The organism is Streptomyces sp. NPDC001393, from assembly GCF_053597455.1.
The window spans coordinates 14,887-30,613 of the sequence record NZ_JBSFIH010000055.1 but is presented as its reverse complement, the minus strand read 5'-3'; the positions used below and the strand labels follow the sequence as shown (position 1 = coordinate 30,613).

The following is a 15,727-nucleotide window of genomic DNA, read 5'->3' as shown; positions in this document are numbered from 1 at the left end:
CCGGCGGCTTCAGGTCACCGCCCGCCGCTGCGGGCAGTCGTGCCGCTGGGGCGGCACGGGTGGGCGGTGGAGGTCCCCCCGCTCGAGCGAAGCCGAGAGTGGGGGAGAAGCCGAGAGTGGGGGAGGCACCCCGCGAGCGGGGGCAAGCGGCCCCCCCGTTGGCTGGCCGCAGCTCAGGGCACCACTCGGTACAGGACCTGTGCGGCCGGGCCGGACTTCACCTTCCGCAGGCCCGGTCCCGCGAGGCTCTTCGGCCCCACGACCCACTTCACGCCGTACTCCCGCAGAATCCCGGCCCGGTCGGCAGCGGACGTCCCCGCGGCGAAGTAGCGAGTGACCGCGTCCTCCCGCCGCGCGGCGTCCTTCAGGAACACATCCGGATACCCCGGCGCCACGGTGTACGCCCCGTACGCGGGAATCTGCCGCGCCGGAGTCGTACGGGCCATCACCACGTCCCCGTACTTCACCCACGGCGTGATCCAGTGGTATCCCACCCACGGCGTCCGGTACTTCGACGCGACCACGGACGGCAGAGCGGCCCGCCCGGTCACATACCCGAGCGTCCCCACCTGCGTCCACGCACCGACGACCAGCGCAGCGCCCAGCACGCACGCCCAGCCCACCCGTACGGCCCGTCGCCCGGCCGAGACGACCTCCAGCGCGGCCGCGAGCTGCGCCGGGATCAGCGCGGCGGGCAGGGCGCGGCCCCAGGAGTAGTGGCCCGACAGCCCGCCCGCGGCGAACACCAGCACACCGAGGGCGAAGAACAGGACCAACGGATCCCAGCGGTCCCGGCGGAAGCGGAGCACCAGCGCCGCCACGCCCAGCAGCACCAGGCCGAACCGCGCGGCCAGGTCCTCGTACAGCGGCTTGTGGATGGCCTCCAGGTCCGCGCCGGCGGAGAAGAGGGAGAAGAAGTCGTAGTACGGCCACAGCCACAGCAGGAGCAGGCCCAGGGCGAGCGCGCCGGCCAGGCGCAGCAGTACCGGGCGGGGCGGTCGGGCCGCGATCACCATCGCCAGGGCGCCCAGCGAGGCCACCACGCCGGTGAACTGGTGGCACAGCAGGATCAGCGCCCAGAGGACACCGAGCCACAGCCACCTTCCCCATGCGGCCTGCTCGGCCTGCTCCCGCGTCGCCCGGGTGAGCCAGGCCCAGAAGTGGAAGGTGAGGCCGAGCGCGAGGGCGCTGGGGTACGACTCCGTCAGCGCCAGCGAGTTCAGGCCCAGGAAGCCGGACCAGTTGAACAGCACCGGGCCCCAGAGGAAGAGCAGGCTGAGCAGGGCCAGGGCGGGGGCGGCGCGGTGCGGGGTGAGGGTGCGGACGTAGCGCCAGACCCCGGTGACCAGCAGCGTCAGCCCGACGAGCGCGGCCAGCCGCAGCACCACGAACACCGACAGGCCGGTCAGCTTGGCGACCAGGCCCAGGACCAGCATCCACGGCGAGTAGTAGGGGCTCGGCGTGTCCGCGTCGACCAGTGGGTTGCCGGGATGGAAGAGGTTGTGGCGCAGGCGCTCGATAGTGGCCGCGTGCATGCCGAGGTCGCCCGCCCAGGGCAGGCGGACGATCACCAGGAGCAGCAGCACCACGACGAGCGCGGCGGCGGCCTGCGGCAGCGCACGGCCGGCCCGCGCGGCGCGCGGCGGGGACTGTGTGCGGCTCACCGGCTCGGTGTCAGACGGTACGGTGCGCATCCTGCTGGAACACCCAAGTGCGGTAGACGAGGAACCGGAAGGCGGAGGCGAGCACGATCGACAGGGCCTTCGCCACGTTCGATGCCAGCACGCTGTGCAGGCCGAGACCGTGGTAGCCGACCCAGAACAGCCCGACCTCCATCACGACGCCGAGGCCGCTGAAGACGAAGAACAGGATGATCTGGCGGCGGGTGCGCGAGGACCGGTCCCGATAGGCGAAGAAGCGGAAGCCCAGGTAATTGGTCGCCATGGCGATACAGCTGGCCAGGACGGTCGCGGTCATCGCCTGCCAACCCAGGCCGTGCAGCAGCAGGTTGAAGATCAGGAAATTGACGAGGACACCGCTGCCGCCGACGATCCCGAATTTCACGACCTCCAGCACGACACGCGTGACGGGCCGCCGGGCCGGAGCCGGAGCCACCGCGGGCGCTGGCGCCGGCCGGGTCTCGGTGAGTTGAACAGTCACAGCGCCGACCCTATCCGAAGGCCCTTGGTTAGCAGGAAACGGTAAATTCGTTGATGTTTTTTGCCTAAGGGTCGGCAAGAAACGGAACGCCCCGGACCGGTTCGACGTCGGTCCGGGGCGCCCTCACCGCCGTACGGCTACGAATGCGTGCGCAGCAGCGTCCGCATCGTCCGCATCGCCACCGACAGGTTGGCGAGGTCGAAGGTCTCCGAACCGCGGATCTCCTCCAGGGTGGTGCGCGCCCGGCTCAGGATGGGCGCGTTCTTCTGCTCCCAGGCCTTGAAGCGCTGCTCGGGCGTGGAGGTGCCGTTGCCGACCGCGAGGACGTCCGCGGTGAGCGCCGAGTGCGCCGCGTACAGGTCCTCGCGGATGGAGGCGCGGGCCATGGACTGCCAGCGGTCGTTGCGGGGCAGCTCGATGATGCGGTCCATCAGCTGGGTGATGTCGAGCCGGTCGGCGAGGTCGTAGTACACCTCGGCGACGTCCAGCGGCTCCTTGCCCATGCGGTCGGCCACCGACACGATGTCCAGCGCCGGGAAGGCGGAGGAGAACCCGGCCACCCGCGTGGCGAGTTCGTCCGGGACGCCGGCCGCGGACAGCTCGTCGTACACGTGCTGGTACCACTCCAGGTCCGCGCCCCTGAGCAGCTTCGGCAGTTCCTGCCAGACCCGCTCGACCCGCTCGGCGAAGAACTCGACCGTCTCGGCCAGCTGCAGCGGCTGCGGCCGGTTGTTGAGCAGCCAGCGCGTGCCGCGCTCGACGAGCCGGCGCGAGTGCAGCCGGATCCGGGTCTGGACGGCCGCGTCGACCTTGTTGTCCAGGGCCTCCACCGCGTCCCACACCGGGGCCGAGGAGAAGATCGCGCGGGCCGCGGTCTGGGCCCGGACGATCTCCTCCAGGGAGGCGCCGGTCTCCTCGCGCAGCCGGTGCAGATACGTCGTACCGCCCGTGTTGACCGTGTCGTTGACCAGCACGGTCGTGGTGATCTCGCGGCGCAGCGGGTGGTGGTCGATCGCCTCGGCGAAACGCTCCCGCAGCGCCGTCGGGAAGTACGCGTGCAGCAGGCTGCGCAGATACGGGTCGTCCGGCAGCGAGGTCGCCAGCAGTTCCTCGGCGACCGTGATCTTCGTGTACGCCAGGACGACGGCCGTCTCCGGGCCGGTCAGGCCCAGGCCCTGGCCGAGGCGCTCGCGGATCTGGCGGTCGGCGGGCAGGAACTCCAGCGCCCGGTCCAGGTGGCCCTCGCGCACCAGGTGGCGCAGGAACCGCTGCTGGGCGTGGAGCATGTCCTTGGCCTGGAACAGGGCGTTGGCCAGGGCGGTGTTCTGCGCGTAGTTGTTGCGCAGGACCAGCGCGCCGACCTCGTCGGTCATCTCGGCGAGCAGCTTGTTGCGCTGCTTGACGGTCATGTCGCCGTCCGCGACCAGACCGTTCAGCAGGATCTTGATGTTCACCTCGTGGTCGGAGGTGTCCACGCCGGCGCTGTTGTCGATCGCGTCGGTGTTGATCTTGCCGCCGTGCATGGCGAACTCGATCCGGCCGAGCTGGGTCAGGCCCAGGTTGCCGCCCTCGCCGACGACCTTGACCCTGAGGTCCCTGCCGTCGACGCGGATGGCGTCGTTGGCCTTGTCGCCGACGTCGGCGTTGGACTCCGCCGACGCCTTCACGTACGTGCCGATGCCGCCGTTCCACAGCAGGTCCACCGGCGCCTGCAGGATCGCCTTCATCAGGTCGGCCGGGGTCATCTTGGTGACCTTGCCCTCGATCCCGAGGGCCTCGCGGATGTGGGCGTTGACCGGGATCGACTTGGCGCTGCGCGGGAAGATACCGCCGCCCGCCGACAGCAGCTCGGTGTTGTAGTCGGCCCAGCTGGAGCGGGGCAGCTCGAACAGCCGGCGGCGCTCGGCGTAGCCGGTCGCCGCGTCCGGGGTCGGGTCGATGAAGATGTGCCGGTGGTCGAAGGCGGCGACCAGGCGGATGTGCTCGGAGAGCAGCATGCCGTTGCCGAACACGTCACCGGACATGTCACCGATGCCGACGACCGTGAAGTCCTGGCCTTGCGTGTCCACGCCCAGCTCACGGAAGTGCCGCTTCACGGACTCCCAGGCGCCGCGCGCGGTGATGCCCATGCCCTTGTGGTCGTAGCCCGCGCTTCCACCGGAGGCGAAGGCGTCGCCGAGCCAGAAGTTGTACTTCTCGGCGACCCCGTTGGCGATGTCGGAGAACGTCGCCGTGCCCTTGTCGGCCGCGACCACCAAGTAGGTGTCGTCCTCGTCGTGCCGCACCACGTCCTGCGGCGGCACGACCTCGCCGGCCACCATGTTGTCGGTGATGTCGAGCAGCGCCGAGATGAACGTCTTGTAGCTGGCGATGCCCTCGGCCAGCCACGCGTCCCGGTCCACGCTCGGGTCCGGCAGCTGCTTGGCGACGAAGCCGCCCTTGGCACCGACCGGCACGATGACGGTGTTCTTCACCATCTGCGCCTTGACCAGGCCGAGGATCTCGGTGCGGAAGTCCTCACGGCGGTCGGACCAGCGCAGGCCACCGCGCGCGACCTTGCCGAAGCGCAGGTGCACGCCCTCGACGCGCGGCGAGTACACCCAGATCTCGTACGCCGGGCGGGGCGCCGGCAGGTCCGGGATGGCCTGCGGGTCGAACTTCATGGAGACGTAGTCGTGCGGCTTGCCGCCGAGCGCCTCCTGGAAGAAGTTCGTGCGCAGGGTCGCCTTGATGACGGTGAGGAAGGACCTGAGGATCCGGTCCTCGTCCAGGCTCGCCACCTGGTCCAGGGCCGCGTCCAGCTCCTCCAGCAGGGCGTCGGTGATCTCCAGCCCGGCCTTCTGCCGGTCCGGCGACATCCGCGCCTCGAACAGCGAGACCAGCAGGCGGGTGGTGTGGACGTTGTTGCGGAGGGTGTCCTCCATGTAGTCCTGCGAGAAGGTCGAACCGGCCTGCCGCAGGTACTTGGCGTAGGCGCGCAGCACCATCGCCTGCCGCCAGGTCAGCCCGGCGCGCAGCACCAGGGCGTTGAAGCCGTCGTTCTCCGCCTTGCCGGTCCAGGTGGCGGCGAAGGCCTCCTGGAAGCGCTCGCGGGCGTCGTCCCCGAGATCCCCGCCGGCGCTCGTGGCCTTCGGCATGCGCAGACCGAAGTCGTAGATCCAGGCGGTGGTGCGGTCGGCGCAGCGCAGCTCGTACGGCCGCTCGTCGGTGACCTCGACACCGAGGCGGCTGAGCACCGGCAGCACGTGCGAGAGGGAGACCGTGCCGCCCTTCTGGTAGATCTTGAACCGGCGCTCCTCCGGCGCGGCGCCCACCGGCTCGTACAGGCTCAGGCTGAACGTCTTGTCCTCGCTGAGCTGCTCCAGGTGGACCAGGTCGGCGACCGCGGCGCGCGGGGTGTGGTCGGCCTTGTAGCCCTCGGGGAAGGCGTGGTTGTAGCGGCGCAGCACCTCGGCCGCGCGCTCCTCGCCGCACTCGGCGGTCAGCGCCTCGGCGAACGCGTCGGCCCAGGACCGGGCGGCCTCGACCAGGCGGGCCTCGATGCGGTCCTTGTCGGCGTCCGACAGCTCGGGCAGCACGGTGCCCGGCGGGACGCGGACCACGAAGTGCAGCCGGGAGAGGATCGACTCGGTGTTCCAGGCGGTGAAGTCGACGCTGACGCCGCCGAGCTCCTCCTTGAGGATGTCGATGATCCGCAGCCGGACACCGGTGGTGTAGCGGTCGCGCGGGAGATAGACGAGGGCCGAGTAGTAGCGGCCGTACTCGTCCTGGCGCAGGTAGAGCCTCAGGCGGCGCCGCTCCTGCAGATACAGGACGCTGGTGACGATGGACTGCAGCTCGGCGACGGGTGTCTGGAACAGCTCGTCGCGCGGGTAGGTCTCCAGGATCTGCAGCAGGTCACGGCCGTCGTGGCTGTTGGGCGAGAACCCGGCGCGCTGCAGCACCTCGTCCACCTTGCGGCGGATGACGGGGACCCGGCGCACGGACTCGGTGTAGGCGGCGGAGGAGAACAGCCCGAGGAAGCGCCGCTCACCGACGACATTGCCGTCCGCGTCGAACTTCTTGACGCCGATGTAGTCCAGGTAGGACGGCCGGTGCACGGTGGCGCGGCTGTTGGCCTTGGTCAGCACGAGCAGCTTGTGCTCGCGGGCCTTGGCGCGGGCGTCGGCGGGCAGCCGCTCGAAGGAGGGGCTGACCGGGTGCTGCTCGTCCTCGGCGTGGTGCGGGTCGGAGCGCAGGATGCCGAGGCCGGTGCCGGGCACGGCGGCGAGCGTGTCGTCCTCGCGCAGCTGGTACTCGCGGTAGCCGAGGAAGGTGAAGTGGTCGTCGGCCAGCCAGCGCAGCAGCTCGCGGGCCTCCTCGACCTCGGGCCGGGGCAGATCGCCGGGGACGGGCTCGCTCTCCAGGCCGTCGGCGATCCGGGTCGCCGACTCCCGCATCTTCTCCCAGTCCTCGACGGCCTCGCGCACGTCGGACAGCACGCGCAGCAGATCGGCGGTGATCTGCTTGAGGTCGGCGCGGTCGGTCTCGCGGTCGATCTCGACGTGGATCCAGGACTCGAAGTGCGCGTCGTGCGGCAGGTCGCCGCCCGGCGGGGTCGGCAGGACCTCGATCAGCTTGCCGGTCAGGTCGCGCCGGACCACGAACTGCGGGTGGACGACGACATGGATGCCGCGCCCGCGCCGGGTCAGCTCATTGGTGACCGAGTCGACGAGGAAGGGCATGTCGTCGGTGACGACCTCCACGACCGAGTGGCTGCAGGTCCACCCGTTCTCCTCCACGGTCGGGGTGTGGACCCGCACGTTCGCCGTGCCCTGGGGGCGCATCTCGGCGAGACGGTAGTGGGAGACCGCGGCGCCGAAGACGTCGACCGGGTCGCGGTCGGTGAGGTCTTCCGGGGCGGTGTGCAGGTAGTAGCGCTGGAGGAACGCGAGCACGGACTCGCTGTCCGGGGTGCCCGGAGAGCCCTTGCCCTCGGTCCCGGTCGGTAGGTGCCCCCCGACCGGGCTGTTCTCAGCTACCCGGGCAGCCCTCTCGAGCAGCTCGGCCTTGGCTTCGTCCAGCTTGGTCTGCATTGTCCTCTGACTCCTGTCGCGCGCCGTTGCGTGACGTAGAAGGAAGTACGGTCTCTTTCCCACCGGCTCGACGCCACGGCCCGGGGTGTCCGGTCCGCATCGACGCTATGCCGGGAGGGGAGAAGAGCGGGGGGAATTCGGCCATTCTCGACACGCCCGTCAGGTGTGACGCTGCTCTCGGCGCCGCCGTGTCCAGGGGTGTCCTCGGCGTCCTGGGGGCTCCTGTGGCCCCGTCCCGCCCGCGAAGACCAGCGACCGCCGCCCGGTCACGGAGGTGTTCCGTGCAACCCGGGCGCAGGGCAGGAGCAGGATCGCCCCCGCGAGATATCGCGCTGATCACGCCACAAGGCTATCGCTCCTCACCCGGGGCCCGTCATGAGCCGTATGTGTACAAAACCGAGGGGTGAAGTTTGACGTTCTGCACAGGGGTGGGGCGGGGGGCGGTGGCGTATCCGGCGGGGGTGCCCGGTAGCGCCGGACGGAGCCTGACCGCACTCTGAGAGCAGGACACCCTGCCACCGGGCGGGGTCCCGGCGCTCGGACGTGGGCCGGAACGGCGACGGCCCTCTTGGCAAGCACGCCCGGTGTTGGCACGTTGCCAGGGACAGTGAGTCCCGCTCAGGAGCACACAGCTCAGCCAGGAGCACACAGCCAGTAACAGGAGCACCGGAGTACCCGGAGGAGCCGACATGCCCACGAAGATCCTGATCGTCACCGGCGACGCGGCGGAGTCCCTGGAAGTCCTCTACCCGTACCAGCGCCTGCGCGAGGAAGGCTACGAGGTCCATATCGCGGCCCCCTCCCGCAAGACCCTCCGCTTCGTCGTCCACGACTTCGAACCCGGCTACGACACCTACACCGAGAAGCCCGGCTACACCTGGCCCGCCGACCTGGCCTTCGCCGATGTGGACCCCGGCGAGTACGTGGCCCTCGTCATCCCCGGCGGCCGGGCCCCCGAGTATCTGCGCAACGACCCCGAGCTTCGCAAGATCCTCAAGGCCTTCTTCGACTCCGACCGGCCGGTCGCCCAGATCTGCCACGGTCCGCTGCTCACCGCGGCGATCGACAGCCTGCGCGGCCGCCGGGTCACGGCGTACCCCGCGCTGGAGCCGGACATGCAGGCGGCCGGAGCGAGCTTCCAGGACACCGAAGCGGTGGTCGACGGCACGCTGGTCTCCTCGCGGGCCTGGCCCGACCACCCGGCCTGGATGCGCGAGTTCCTCCGGGTGCTGCGCTCGAAGGCCCCGGTGAGCTGAGGCTGGGCGGCGGGACGGAGTCCCGCCGTGAGGGGTGCGGTCTGGTGCCGGGTGCGGGTGCGTGGTGGCCGATCGCGCCCCCGCGGCGGAGCCGCATATCGACACAGCCCCGCGCCCCGGGGACGGCAGCCGACGTCGGCTTCGAGGCACCGCAGCGGTTACGCCGCTATTCGCTGGGCCTCCTCGACCGCCTCGGCCAAGGTGTCCACCACCGGCACCCCTGTTTCCTCGAGGCTGGCCCGGCTGTGCGACCCCCCGGTGTACAGCACCGCACGCGCCCCCGCACCCCGCGCGGCGACCGCGTCGTCCGCCGCGTCCCCGATCACCACGGTCCGCGCAGGCTCCACAACCCCGTTCAGCGCCTGCAGATGCCGCACCATGTGCTCGGCCTTGCTGCCCCCGGACGGCCCTGTACGCCCGTCGACCCGCAGAAAGTGCACCTCGATCCCGAACCCCCGCACGAGCGGCACCAGTTCGTCGTGCACATACATGCTCAGCAGTGACTGGCTGTGCCCCGCCGACCGCCACCCCGCGAGCAGCTCCTCCGCCCCCTCGGCCAGACCGCACCGCGCCCGGTGCTCGGCGTAGTACCGGTGGAAGACCGCGTCCATCAGCTCCCACTCGGCGTGGGTCGGCAGCCGGCCGAGCAGCCGCTCGTAGAACTTCGGCACCGGCACGCAGTACAGCGACCGGTACTGCTCCAGCGTGACCGGTTCCAGCCCCAGCTCGGCGAACGCCGCGTTCGTCGCCCCGATGATCGCGTCATTGTCGTGGAACAAGGTGCCGTTCCAGTCCCAGACGATGTGCGCGTTGCCCTTCGTCCCCATGCCCAAAACCGTACCCGCCCCCACTGACAACGCGGCCGGCCTGCGAATCCGCGCAGGTCAGGCCGGGTCAGGCGAGTCCGACGAGGTTGGGGATCTCCTGCGTGGCGTACCACAGCAGCTCATGATCGTCCGCGCCGTCCACGACGAACTGCGCATCGTCGTCCCCGCCGTCGGCCGCCTCCAGCGCGTCCGCCGCCGCGGCCACGTCCCGCTCCGCGTCATCGGCGTCGACATGCACCGCGGCCGCCTTGGCGAGCGGCACGGTCGTCGTCACGGTCACCTCGCCGAGGGCGGACGGATCCAGCCCCCGGTCCGGGTCGACGCTCGCGGCGCCGTCGGCCACGTCCACGGCGACCACGACCCGGCGGCGCACCGCACCCGGATCCGCCGCCAGCAGCCGCAGCGAGGCCAGCGCGGCCCGGCCGAGCGCCGCGTACTCCAGCTCCTCGATGTCCTCGGAGAGATACCACTCGCGCAGCGCGGGCGTGACGGCATACGCCCCGAAGGGGCCCCTTCCCAGCTCACCCGTCTTGTGCGCCTCGGCGAGACCGGGGAGGGTCAGGGGGACGTAGACGCGCATGCTGGCCGCTCTTTCCTGCTCAAAGGCTCCGCTTCAGGCCCCGGGAAGGCCGGCTGCCGCGTCTCCCGGAGAGCCTTCAGGATACGTGCGCCCGTCCCCTTTCGGGTCTGTGCCCACACCCCGGGAGCCGTCGACTCCGGATCACGCATTCACCCGGGCAACCCGCCGGACACCGGGGCTCCGCGACGCCCACCTCACTCGGATAGGTGAACATCTCCGCGCTCCCCGGGCGCGGCACGCCTCCCTTGCCACCCCACTCCCCGCCCCCGTACAAGATCCCCACCAGCGAGTTACCGCCCGGTATCCACCGGGCCCGCCGAACGGGGACCCCATGAACAAGGTCATGAGCCGCACCGCGCCCAAGGCGGCAAACCGTACCGCCCACCCGCGCCACCGCCCGCCGACCCGCCACGACACCCGCCGCCCGGGCGGCGCGCCGCCCCGGAAGCCGTCGATCCGGAGCCGGCGTGACATGCCACCGCCCGCGGCGCGAAACGCCGGCACGGCGCTCAGGCCGCCGGAGACCGCCCTGCCCTCGGTACGCCCCACCGACGTCTTCGCCGACCGTCTGCTGGCCGTCCTGAGCGGTCAGCGGCCCGTCCACTGGATGCTCCGGCACACCGCCGGCCGTGCCTACGACGACCTGAGCCGCCTCGCCGAACGCAGCCCCCTGCGCACCCGCGGGGCCCGCCCCATGGTCCACGACATCGGCTACTACGTCCCCAGCGAGGGCACCCTCGAGGTCTTCGCCCGCATCAGCGCCGGCGACCAACTCCGCGCGCTGGCCTTCCGCCTGGAACGCGGCCAGGACCTCCGCTGGCGCTGCACAGCAGTGGAAACGGGCCCCCGCCACTAGCAACCGCCCAGCGGACGACCAGGCGGAACACGCATGGGCCGGGCCCCCGAAAGGAAGCCCGGCCCATGCCGACGGTCGATGCGCCGCAGGCGCCCCGCGTCACTTCTTGCGGCGTCGCCCGCCCTTGGCCTGCCGCCGGCGCTCGGCCCGCGTCAGCCCGTCCGCCTCGGACCGCACCGGCTCGTCCTCCTCGAGGTCGCGCTCCACGATGCCGCCCTCACCGTCCACGGTCGGCGCCGAGAAGTGCAGATCCCGCCGCTGCGGAACGTCCAGCCCCTTCGCGCGGATCTCCGGACGCGCCCCGGCCTGCGCCGGAACCGTCTCCGGCACACCCTCGCCGACCGGCTCCGCAGCCTCGACCGGGACCTCCTCGACCTGCTGCTCGACCTGGACCTCCAGGTTGAACAGGTAGCCGACGGACTCCTCCTTGATGCCGTCCATCATCGCGGTGAACATGTCGAAGCCCTCGCGCTGGTACTCGACCAGCGGGTCCTTCTGCGCCATCGCGCGCAGGCCGATGCCCTCCTGGAGGTAGTCCATCTCGTAGAGGTGCTCACGCCACTTGCGGTCGAGGACGGACAGCACGACCCGGCGCTCCAGCTCACGCATGATCTCGGAGCCGAGCTGCGCCTCCCGGGCCTCGTACTGCTCGTGGATGTCCTCCTTGATGGACTCGGAGATGAACTCCGCGGTCAGACCGGCCCGGTCACCGGCGGCGTCCTCCAGCTCCTCGATGGTGACCTTCACCGGGTAGAGCTGCTTGAAGGCGCCCCACAGCCGGTCCAGGTCCCAGTCCTCGGGGAAGCCCTCGGCGGTTTCCGCCTGGACGTAGGCGTCGATCGTGTCGTCCATGAAGTGCTGGATCTGCTCGTGCAGATCCTCGCCCTCCAGCACGCGCCGGCGCTCGCCGTAGATGACCTCGCGCTGCCGGTTGAGGACCTCGTCGTACTTCAGAACGTTCTTACGGGTCTCGAAGTTCTGCTGCTCGACCTGCGACTGCGCGGACGCGATCGCGCGCGTGACCATCTTGTTCTCGATCGGCACGTCGTCCGGCACGTTGGCCATGGACATCACGCGCTCGACCATCTGGGCCTTGAACAGGCGCATCAGGTCGTCGCCGAGGGAGAGGTAGAAGCGGGACTCGCCCGGGTCGCCCTGTCGGCCGGAACGACCGCGCAGCTGGTTGTCGATGCGCCGCGACTCGTGCCGCTCGGTGCCGAGGACGTAGAGACCGCCGAGTTCCTTGACCTCTTCGAACTCGGCCTTGACGGCCTGCTCGGCCTTCTCCAGGGCGGCGGGCAGGGCCGCGGCCCACTCCTCGATGTGCTCCTCGGGGTCGAGACCGCGCTGGCGCAGCTCGGCCTCGGCGAGGTCGTCGGGGTTGCCGCCGAGCTTGATGTCCGTACCACGACCGGCCATGTTGGTGGCCACCGTCACCGCGCCCTTGCGGCCGGCCTGCGCGACGATCGACGCCTCGCGCTCGTGGTGCTTGGCGTTCAGCACCTCGTGCTGGATGCCGCGCTTGCTGAGCTGCTGCGAGAGGTACTCCGACTTCTCGACGGAGGTCGTGCCGACGAGGATCGGCTGGCCCTTCTCGTGCTTCTCGGCGATGTCGTCGACGACCGCCTCGAACTTGGCGACCTCGGTGCGGTAGATCAGGTCCGACTGGTCCTTGCGGATCATCGGCCTGTTGGTCGGGATCGGGACCACGCCGAGCTTGTAGATCTGGTGGAACTCGGCGGCCTCGGTCATCGCCGTACCGGTCATGCCGGAGAGCTTGCTGTAGAGGCGGAAGAAGTTCTGCAGGGTGATCGTGGCGAGCGTCTGGTTCTCGTCCTTGATGTCCACCCCTTCCTTCGCCTCGATGGCCTGGTGCATGCCCTCGTTGTAGCGGCGGCCGGCGAGGATACGGCCGGTGTGCTCGTCGACGATCATGACCTCGCCGTCGAGGACGACGTAGTCCTTGTCGCGCTTGAAGAGCTCCTTGGCCTTGATGGCGTTGTTCAGGTAGCCCACGAGCGGGGTGTTCACCGACTCGTAGAGGTTGTCGATGCCCAGCCAGTCCTCGACCTTGGTGACGCCGGCCTCGTGGATGGCGACCGTGCGCTTCTTCTCGTCGACGTCGTAGTCGCCGGTCTCCTCGATGCCCTTGAGCGGGTTGCCCGCCTCGCCCCTCTTCAGGCGCGTGACCAGCTTGGCGAAGTCGCCGTACCACTTGGTGGCCTGGTCGGCCGGGCCGGAGATGATCAGCGGGGTACGGGCCTCGTCGACGAGGATGGAGTCGACCTCGTCGACGATGGCGAAGTTGTGTCCGCGCTGGACGAGCTCGTCCTTGGACCACGCCATGTTGTCGCGCAGGTAGTCGAAGCCGAACTCGTTGTTCGTGCCGTAGGTGATGTCGCAGTTGTACTGCTCGCGGCGCTGGGCCGGGGTCATGCTGGCGAGGATGCAGCCGACGTTCAGGCCCAGGAACTTGTGGACGCGGCCCATCATCTCGGAGTCGCGCTCGGCCAGGTAGTCATTGACCGTGACGATGTGGACGCCCTCGCCGGACAGGGCGTTCAGATACGCGGGCAGGGTACCGACGAGGGTCTTGCCCTCACCGGTCTTCATCTCCGCCACATAGCCCAGGTGGAGGGCCGCGCCACCCATCAGCTGCACGTCGTAGTGCCGCTGGCCGAGGACACGCTTGGCGGCCTCGCGGACGGTGGCGAACGCCTCGGGGAGCAGGTCGTCCAGGCTCTCACCGTCTGCGTACCGCTGCTTGTACTCATCGGTGAGGGCCCGCAGCTCGGCGTCGGAGAGGTTCACGAAGTCCTCTTCGATGGAGTTGACCTGGTCCGCGATGCGGTGCAGCTTGCGCAGGATCTTGCCTTCGCCTGCACGCATGATCTTCGAGAGGACGGACACGGGGGTTTGTCTCCTTGCCGGTCGGGCCTGGGACGGTCGGTTTCCATTTGACGTACTGAGCAACGGCCATCGTATGCGAGGACCCGGCTGGGCCGGGAGGCCTGGCGGCCCGACGGCTGCTTCGTCGCTGTTTCATCCCGGACAACGGACGGGGCACACGGATAGTGCCGCATCCGCGCGAGGAATTGCGCGAACTGTGATCACGCGCTCACATATAGCGAAAATCGATGGCCCGGCCGCGGAACGCCGAGCACAATCAGCCGATGGAACCCGTCACACTCACCACCGACCGCCTGCTCCTGCGCACGGTCGGCCCGCACGACACCCAGGCGGTGTACGACGCGGCGCAGGACCCCGACATCCAGCGCTGGACCACGGTGCCCTCGCCCTACCTGCCCGAGCACGCGAGCGGCTTCACCGAGGAGCTGGTCCCCGACGGCTGGGCGCAGGGTTCGATGTTCACCTTCGGTGTGTTCCCCACCGGCGGGGAACTCGCCGGCATGCTCGGTCTCACCATGCGTTCGCTCGGCGTGGCGGAGGTCGGCTTCTGGGCGGCCAAGGAGCACCGCGGCCGCGGTTACGTCACCGAGGCCACGCTCATCGCCTGCCGCTGGGTCTTCACCGAGGTCGGCGTCGACCGGGTCGAATGGCGTGCCGAGGTCGGCAACCATGCTTCCCGTGCCGTGGCCGAAAGGGCCGGTTTCACCATCGAGGGCACCCTGCGCTCCGCGCTCAACAACAAGGGCGTGCGCCGCGACTGCTGGGTCGGCTCCCTGCTCCCCTCGGACCTGGGCCTGCCGTCCACGGCGCCGTACCTGCCCGCGCGCCTGCCGTGAAACCGCAGGTCGCCCCGCGTTGTCAGTGGCACCCCCTATCGTCCGGAGCATGACGACCCTGCCGCGCCCGACCACCACCCTCACCGCGGACGACGCCCGCCGTATGGCCCTGCGGGCCCAGGGCTTCCTCGGCGCGCCCGACCGGCGGGCCGGAGTCCGTGGCGTGCTGCGCCACCTCGGCGCGGTGCAGCTCGACACGATCTCGGTCCTCGCCCGCTCCCATGAACTGGTGCCGTACGCCCGGCTCGGCGCGGTCGGCCGCAAGACGGTCGAGGCCGCCTACTGGAAGGGTGCCCACGCCTTCGAGTACTGGTCGCACGCGGCGTGCATCCTGCCCATCGAGGAGTGGCCGCACTTCGCCTTCCGCCGCCGCGCCTACCGCAACCGCCCGCACTGGAACCACGAGCTGCCCGAGGGTGTCTACGACCAGGTCATCAAGCAGCTGCACGCGGAGGGCCCGCTGACCTCCACGGAGCTGGGCGGTGCGAAGAAGACCAGCGACTGGTGGGACTGGTCGGGCACCAAGGTCGCGGTGGAGCGCGCGCTGATGTACGGCGAGGTGGTGTGCGTCGAGCGGCGCGGCTGGAAGCGGGTGTACGACCTCGCCGAGCGCGCCGTCCCGGACGCGCTGCTGCACGACGAGCTGGACGACAACGAGTGCCTGCGCCGCCTGGTCCGGCTGGCCGGCGAGTCCCTCGGCGTCGGCACGCGCGCGGACATCGCCGACTATCACCGGCTCAAGGGTGAACAGGTCGACGCGGTGATCGCCGACTCGGGCCTGGTGCCGGTCGAGGTGGAGGGCTGGGGGAAGCCGGCCTGGGCCGATCCGGCAGCCCTGGCGACACCGCCACGCGGCCGGCACCGCACCACCCTGCTGTCGCCGTTCGACTCGCTGATCTGGGAGCGGGCGCGCACGGAGCGGATCTTCGGCTTCACCCACCGCCTGGAGGCGTACGTGCCCAGGCCGAAGCGGGTCCATGGCTACTTCGCGATGCCGGTGCTCGCCGGCGGCCGGCTGGTCGGGCGGGTGGACCCGGCGCGCGAGGGCCGCACGCTGGTGGCCAGGCAGGTCACCCTGGATGGCCAGAAGGCGGTCCCGGCGGTCGCCCGGGCCCTGGTGGAGGCGGCGACCTGGGTGGACTGCACGGACATCCGGGTGGAGCGGGTGGACGCGCCCGGCCTGCGCGAGCCCCTGACGAGGGAACTCGCCGGCCTGCTCGGGTAGCG

10 protein-coding genes are annotated in these 15,727 nt (G+C 70.4%); 4 read left to right on the top strand and 6 right to left on the bottom strand.

What is annotated here, in order from left to right:
- Positions 1 to 173: 173 nt before the first annotated feature.
- The 3 genes from ACWC2T_RS37275 to ACWC2T_RS37265 form a co-directional block, all read right to left on the bottom strand.
- The gene (locus tag ACWC2T_RS37275) at positions 174 to 1,694 is read right to left on the bottom strand and encodes a hypothetical protein (protein ID WP_450674768.1); all 1,521 of its coding nucleotides are present in this window, start codon (positions 1,692 to 1,694) and stop codon (positions 174 to 176) included.
- Entirely contained in the window at positions 1,675 to 2,076 is a 402-nt protein-coding gene (locus ACWC2T_RS37270; protein ID WP_450674767.1) for a GtrA family protein, read from the bottom strand. The genes ACWC2T_RS37275 and ACWC2T_RS37270 overlap by 20 nt, the downstream gene beginning before the upstream one ends.
- Before the next feature lie 221 nt (positions 2,077 to 2,297).
- Complete coding sequence (locus ACWC2T_RS37265; RefSeq protein WP_450674766.1) at positions 2,298 to 7,235, bottom strand: NAD-glutamate dehydrogenase; 4,938 nt, start codon at positions 7,233 to 7,235, stop codon at positions 2,298 to 2,300.
- 689 nt (positions 7,236 to 7,924) lie between these two features.
- On the opposite strand from ACWC2T_RS37265, the gene ACWC2T_RS37260 reads away from it, so the two are divergent.
- The gene (locus ACWC2T_RS37260) at positions 7,925 to 8,491 is read left to right on the top strand and encodes a DJ-1/PfpI family protein (protein ID WP_450674765.1); all 567 of its coding nucleotides are present in this window, start codon (positions 7,925 to 7,927) and stop codon (positions 8,489 to 8,491) included.
- A gap of 158 nt (positions 8,492 to 8,649) precedes the next feature.
- On the opposite strand, the gene ACWC2T_RS37255 is transcribed toward ACWC2T_RS37260, so the two are convergent.
- Positions 8,650 to 9,318, bottom strand: coding sequence for an HAD family hydrolase (locus ACWC2T_RS37255; RefSeq protein WP_450674764.1), 669 nt, complete (start codon positions 9,316 to 9,318; stop codon positions 8,650 to 8,652).
- A gap of 67 nt (positions 9,319 to 9,385) precedes the next feature.
- The gene (locus ACWC2T_RS37250) at positions 9,386 to 9,898 is read right to left on the bottom strand and encodes a DUF6912 family protein (RefSeq protein ID WP_450674763.1); all 513 of its coding nucleotides are present in this window, start codon (positions 9,896 to 9,898) and stop codon (positions 9,386 to 9,388) included.
- A gap of 331 nt (positions 9,899 to 10,229) precedes the next feature.
- Between ACWC2T_RS37250 and ACWC2T_RS37245 the strand changes: the two genes are divergently transcribed.
- Complete coding sequence (locus tag ACWC2T_RS37245) at positions 10,230 to 10,754, top strand: Rv3235 family protein (protein ID WP_450674762.1); 525 nt, start codon at positions 10,230 to 10,232, stop codon at positions 10,752 to 10,754.
- A gap of 99 nt (positions 10,755 to 10,853) precedes the next feature.
- Here ACWC2T_RS37245 and secA read toward each other — a convergent pair whose 3' ends face one another.
- Positions 10,854 to 13,664 carry a preprotein translocase subunit SecA gene (gene secA, locus ACWC2T_RS37240; RefSeq protein ID WP_450674761.1) on the bottom strand — a complete coding sequence of 937 codons (2,811 nt, stop codon included), beginning with the start codon at positions 13,662 to 13,664 and terminating at the stop codon, positions 10,854 to 10,856.
- A gap of 263 nt (positions 13,665 to 13,927) precedes the next feature.
- Here secA and ACWC2T_RS37235 point away from each other — a divergent pair, with 263 nt between their 5' ends.
- Together ACWC2T_RS37235 and ACWC2T_RS37230 are read left to right on the top strand one after the other, a co-directional pair.
- On the top strand, positions 13,928 to 14,500 hold the full coding sequence (locus ACWC2T_RS37235) for a GNAT family N-acetyltransferase (RefSeq protein ID WP_450674760.1): 573 nt from the start codon (positions 13,928 to 13,930) through the stop codon (positions 14,498 to 14,500).
- A gap of 49 nt (positions 14,501 to 14,549) precedes the next feature.
- Positions 14,550 to 15,725, top strand: a complete 1,176-nt coding sequence (locus tag ACWC2T_RS37230) for a winged helix-turn-helix domain-containing protein (RefSeq protein WP_450674759.1) — start codon at positions 14,550 to 14,552, stop codon at positions 15,723 to 15,725.
- Positions 15,726 to 15,727 lie beyond the last annotated feature (2 nt).

What these genes read in the sequence shown, in the direction of transcription:
- ACWC2T_RS37260 (WP_450674765.1), top strand. Translation starts at nt 7,925, where the DNA reads ATGCCCACGAAGATCCTGATCGTCACCGGCGACGCGGCGGAGTCCCTG.
- ACWC2T_RS37245 (WP_450674762.1), top strand. Translation starts at nt 10,230, where the DNA reads ATGAACAAGGTCATGAGCCGCACCGCGCCCAAGGCGGCAAACCGTACC.
- ACWC2T_RS37255 (WP_450674764.1), bottom strand. Translation starts at nt 9,318, where the DNA reads ATGGGGACGAAGGGCAACGCGCACATCGTCTGGGACTGGAACGGCACC.
- ACWC2T_RS37235 (WP_450674760.1), top strand. Translation starts at nt 13,928, where the DNA reads ATGGAACCCGTCACACTCACCACCGACCGCCTGCTCCTGCGCACGGTC.
- ACWC2T_RS37250 (WP_450674763.1), bottom strand. Translation starts at nt 9,898, where the DNA reads ATGCGCGTCTACGTCCCCCTGACCCTCCCCGGTCTCGCCGAGGCGCAC.
- ACWC2T_RS37275 (WP_450674768.1), bottom strand. Translation starts at nt 1,694, where the DNA reads ATGCGCACCGTACCGTCTGACACCGAGCCGGTGAGCCGCACACAGTCC.
- ACWC2T_RS37230 (WP_450674759.1), top strand. Translation starts at nt 14,550, where the DNA reads ATGACGACCCTGCCGCGCCCGACCACCACCCTCACCGCGGACGACGCC.
- ACWC2T_RS37265 (WP_450674766.1), bottom strand. Translation starts at nt 7,235, where the DNA reads ATGCAGACCAAGCTGGACGAAGCCAAGGCCGAGCTGCTCGAGAGGGCT.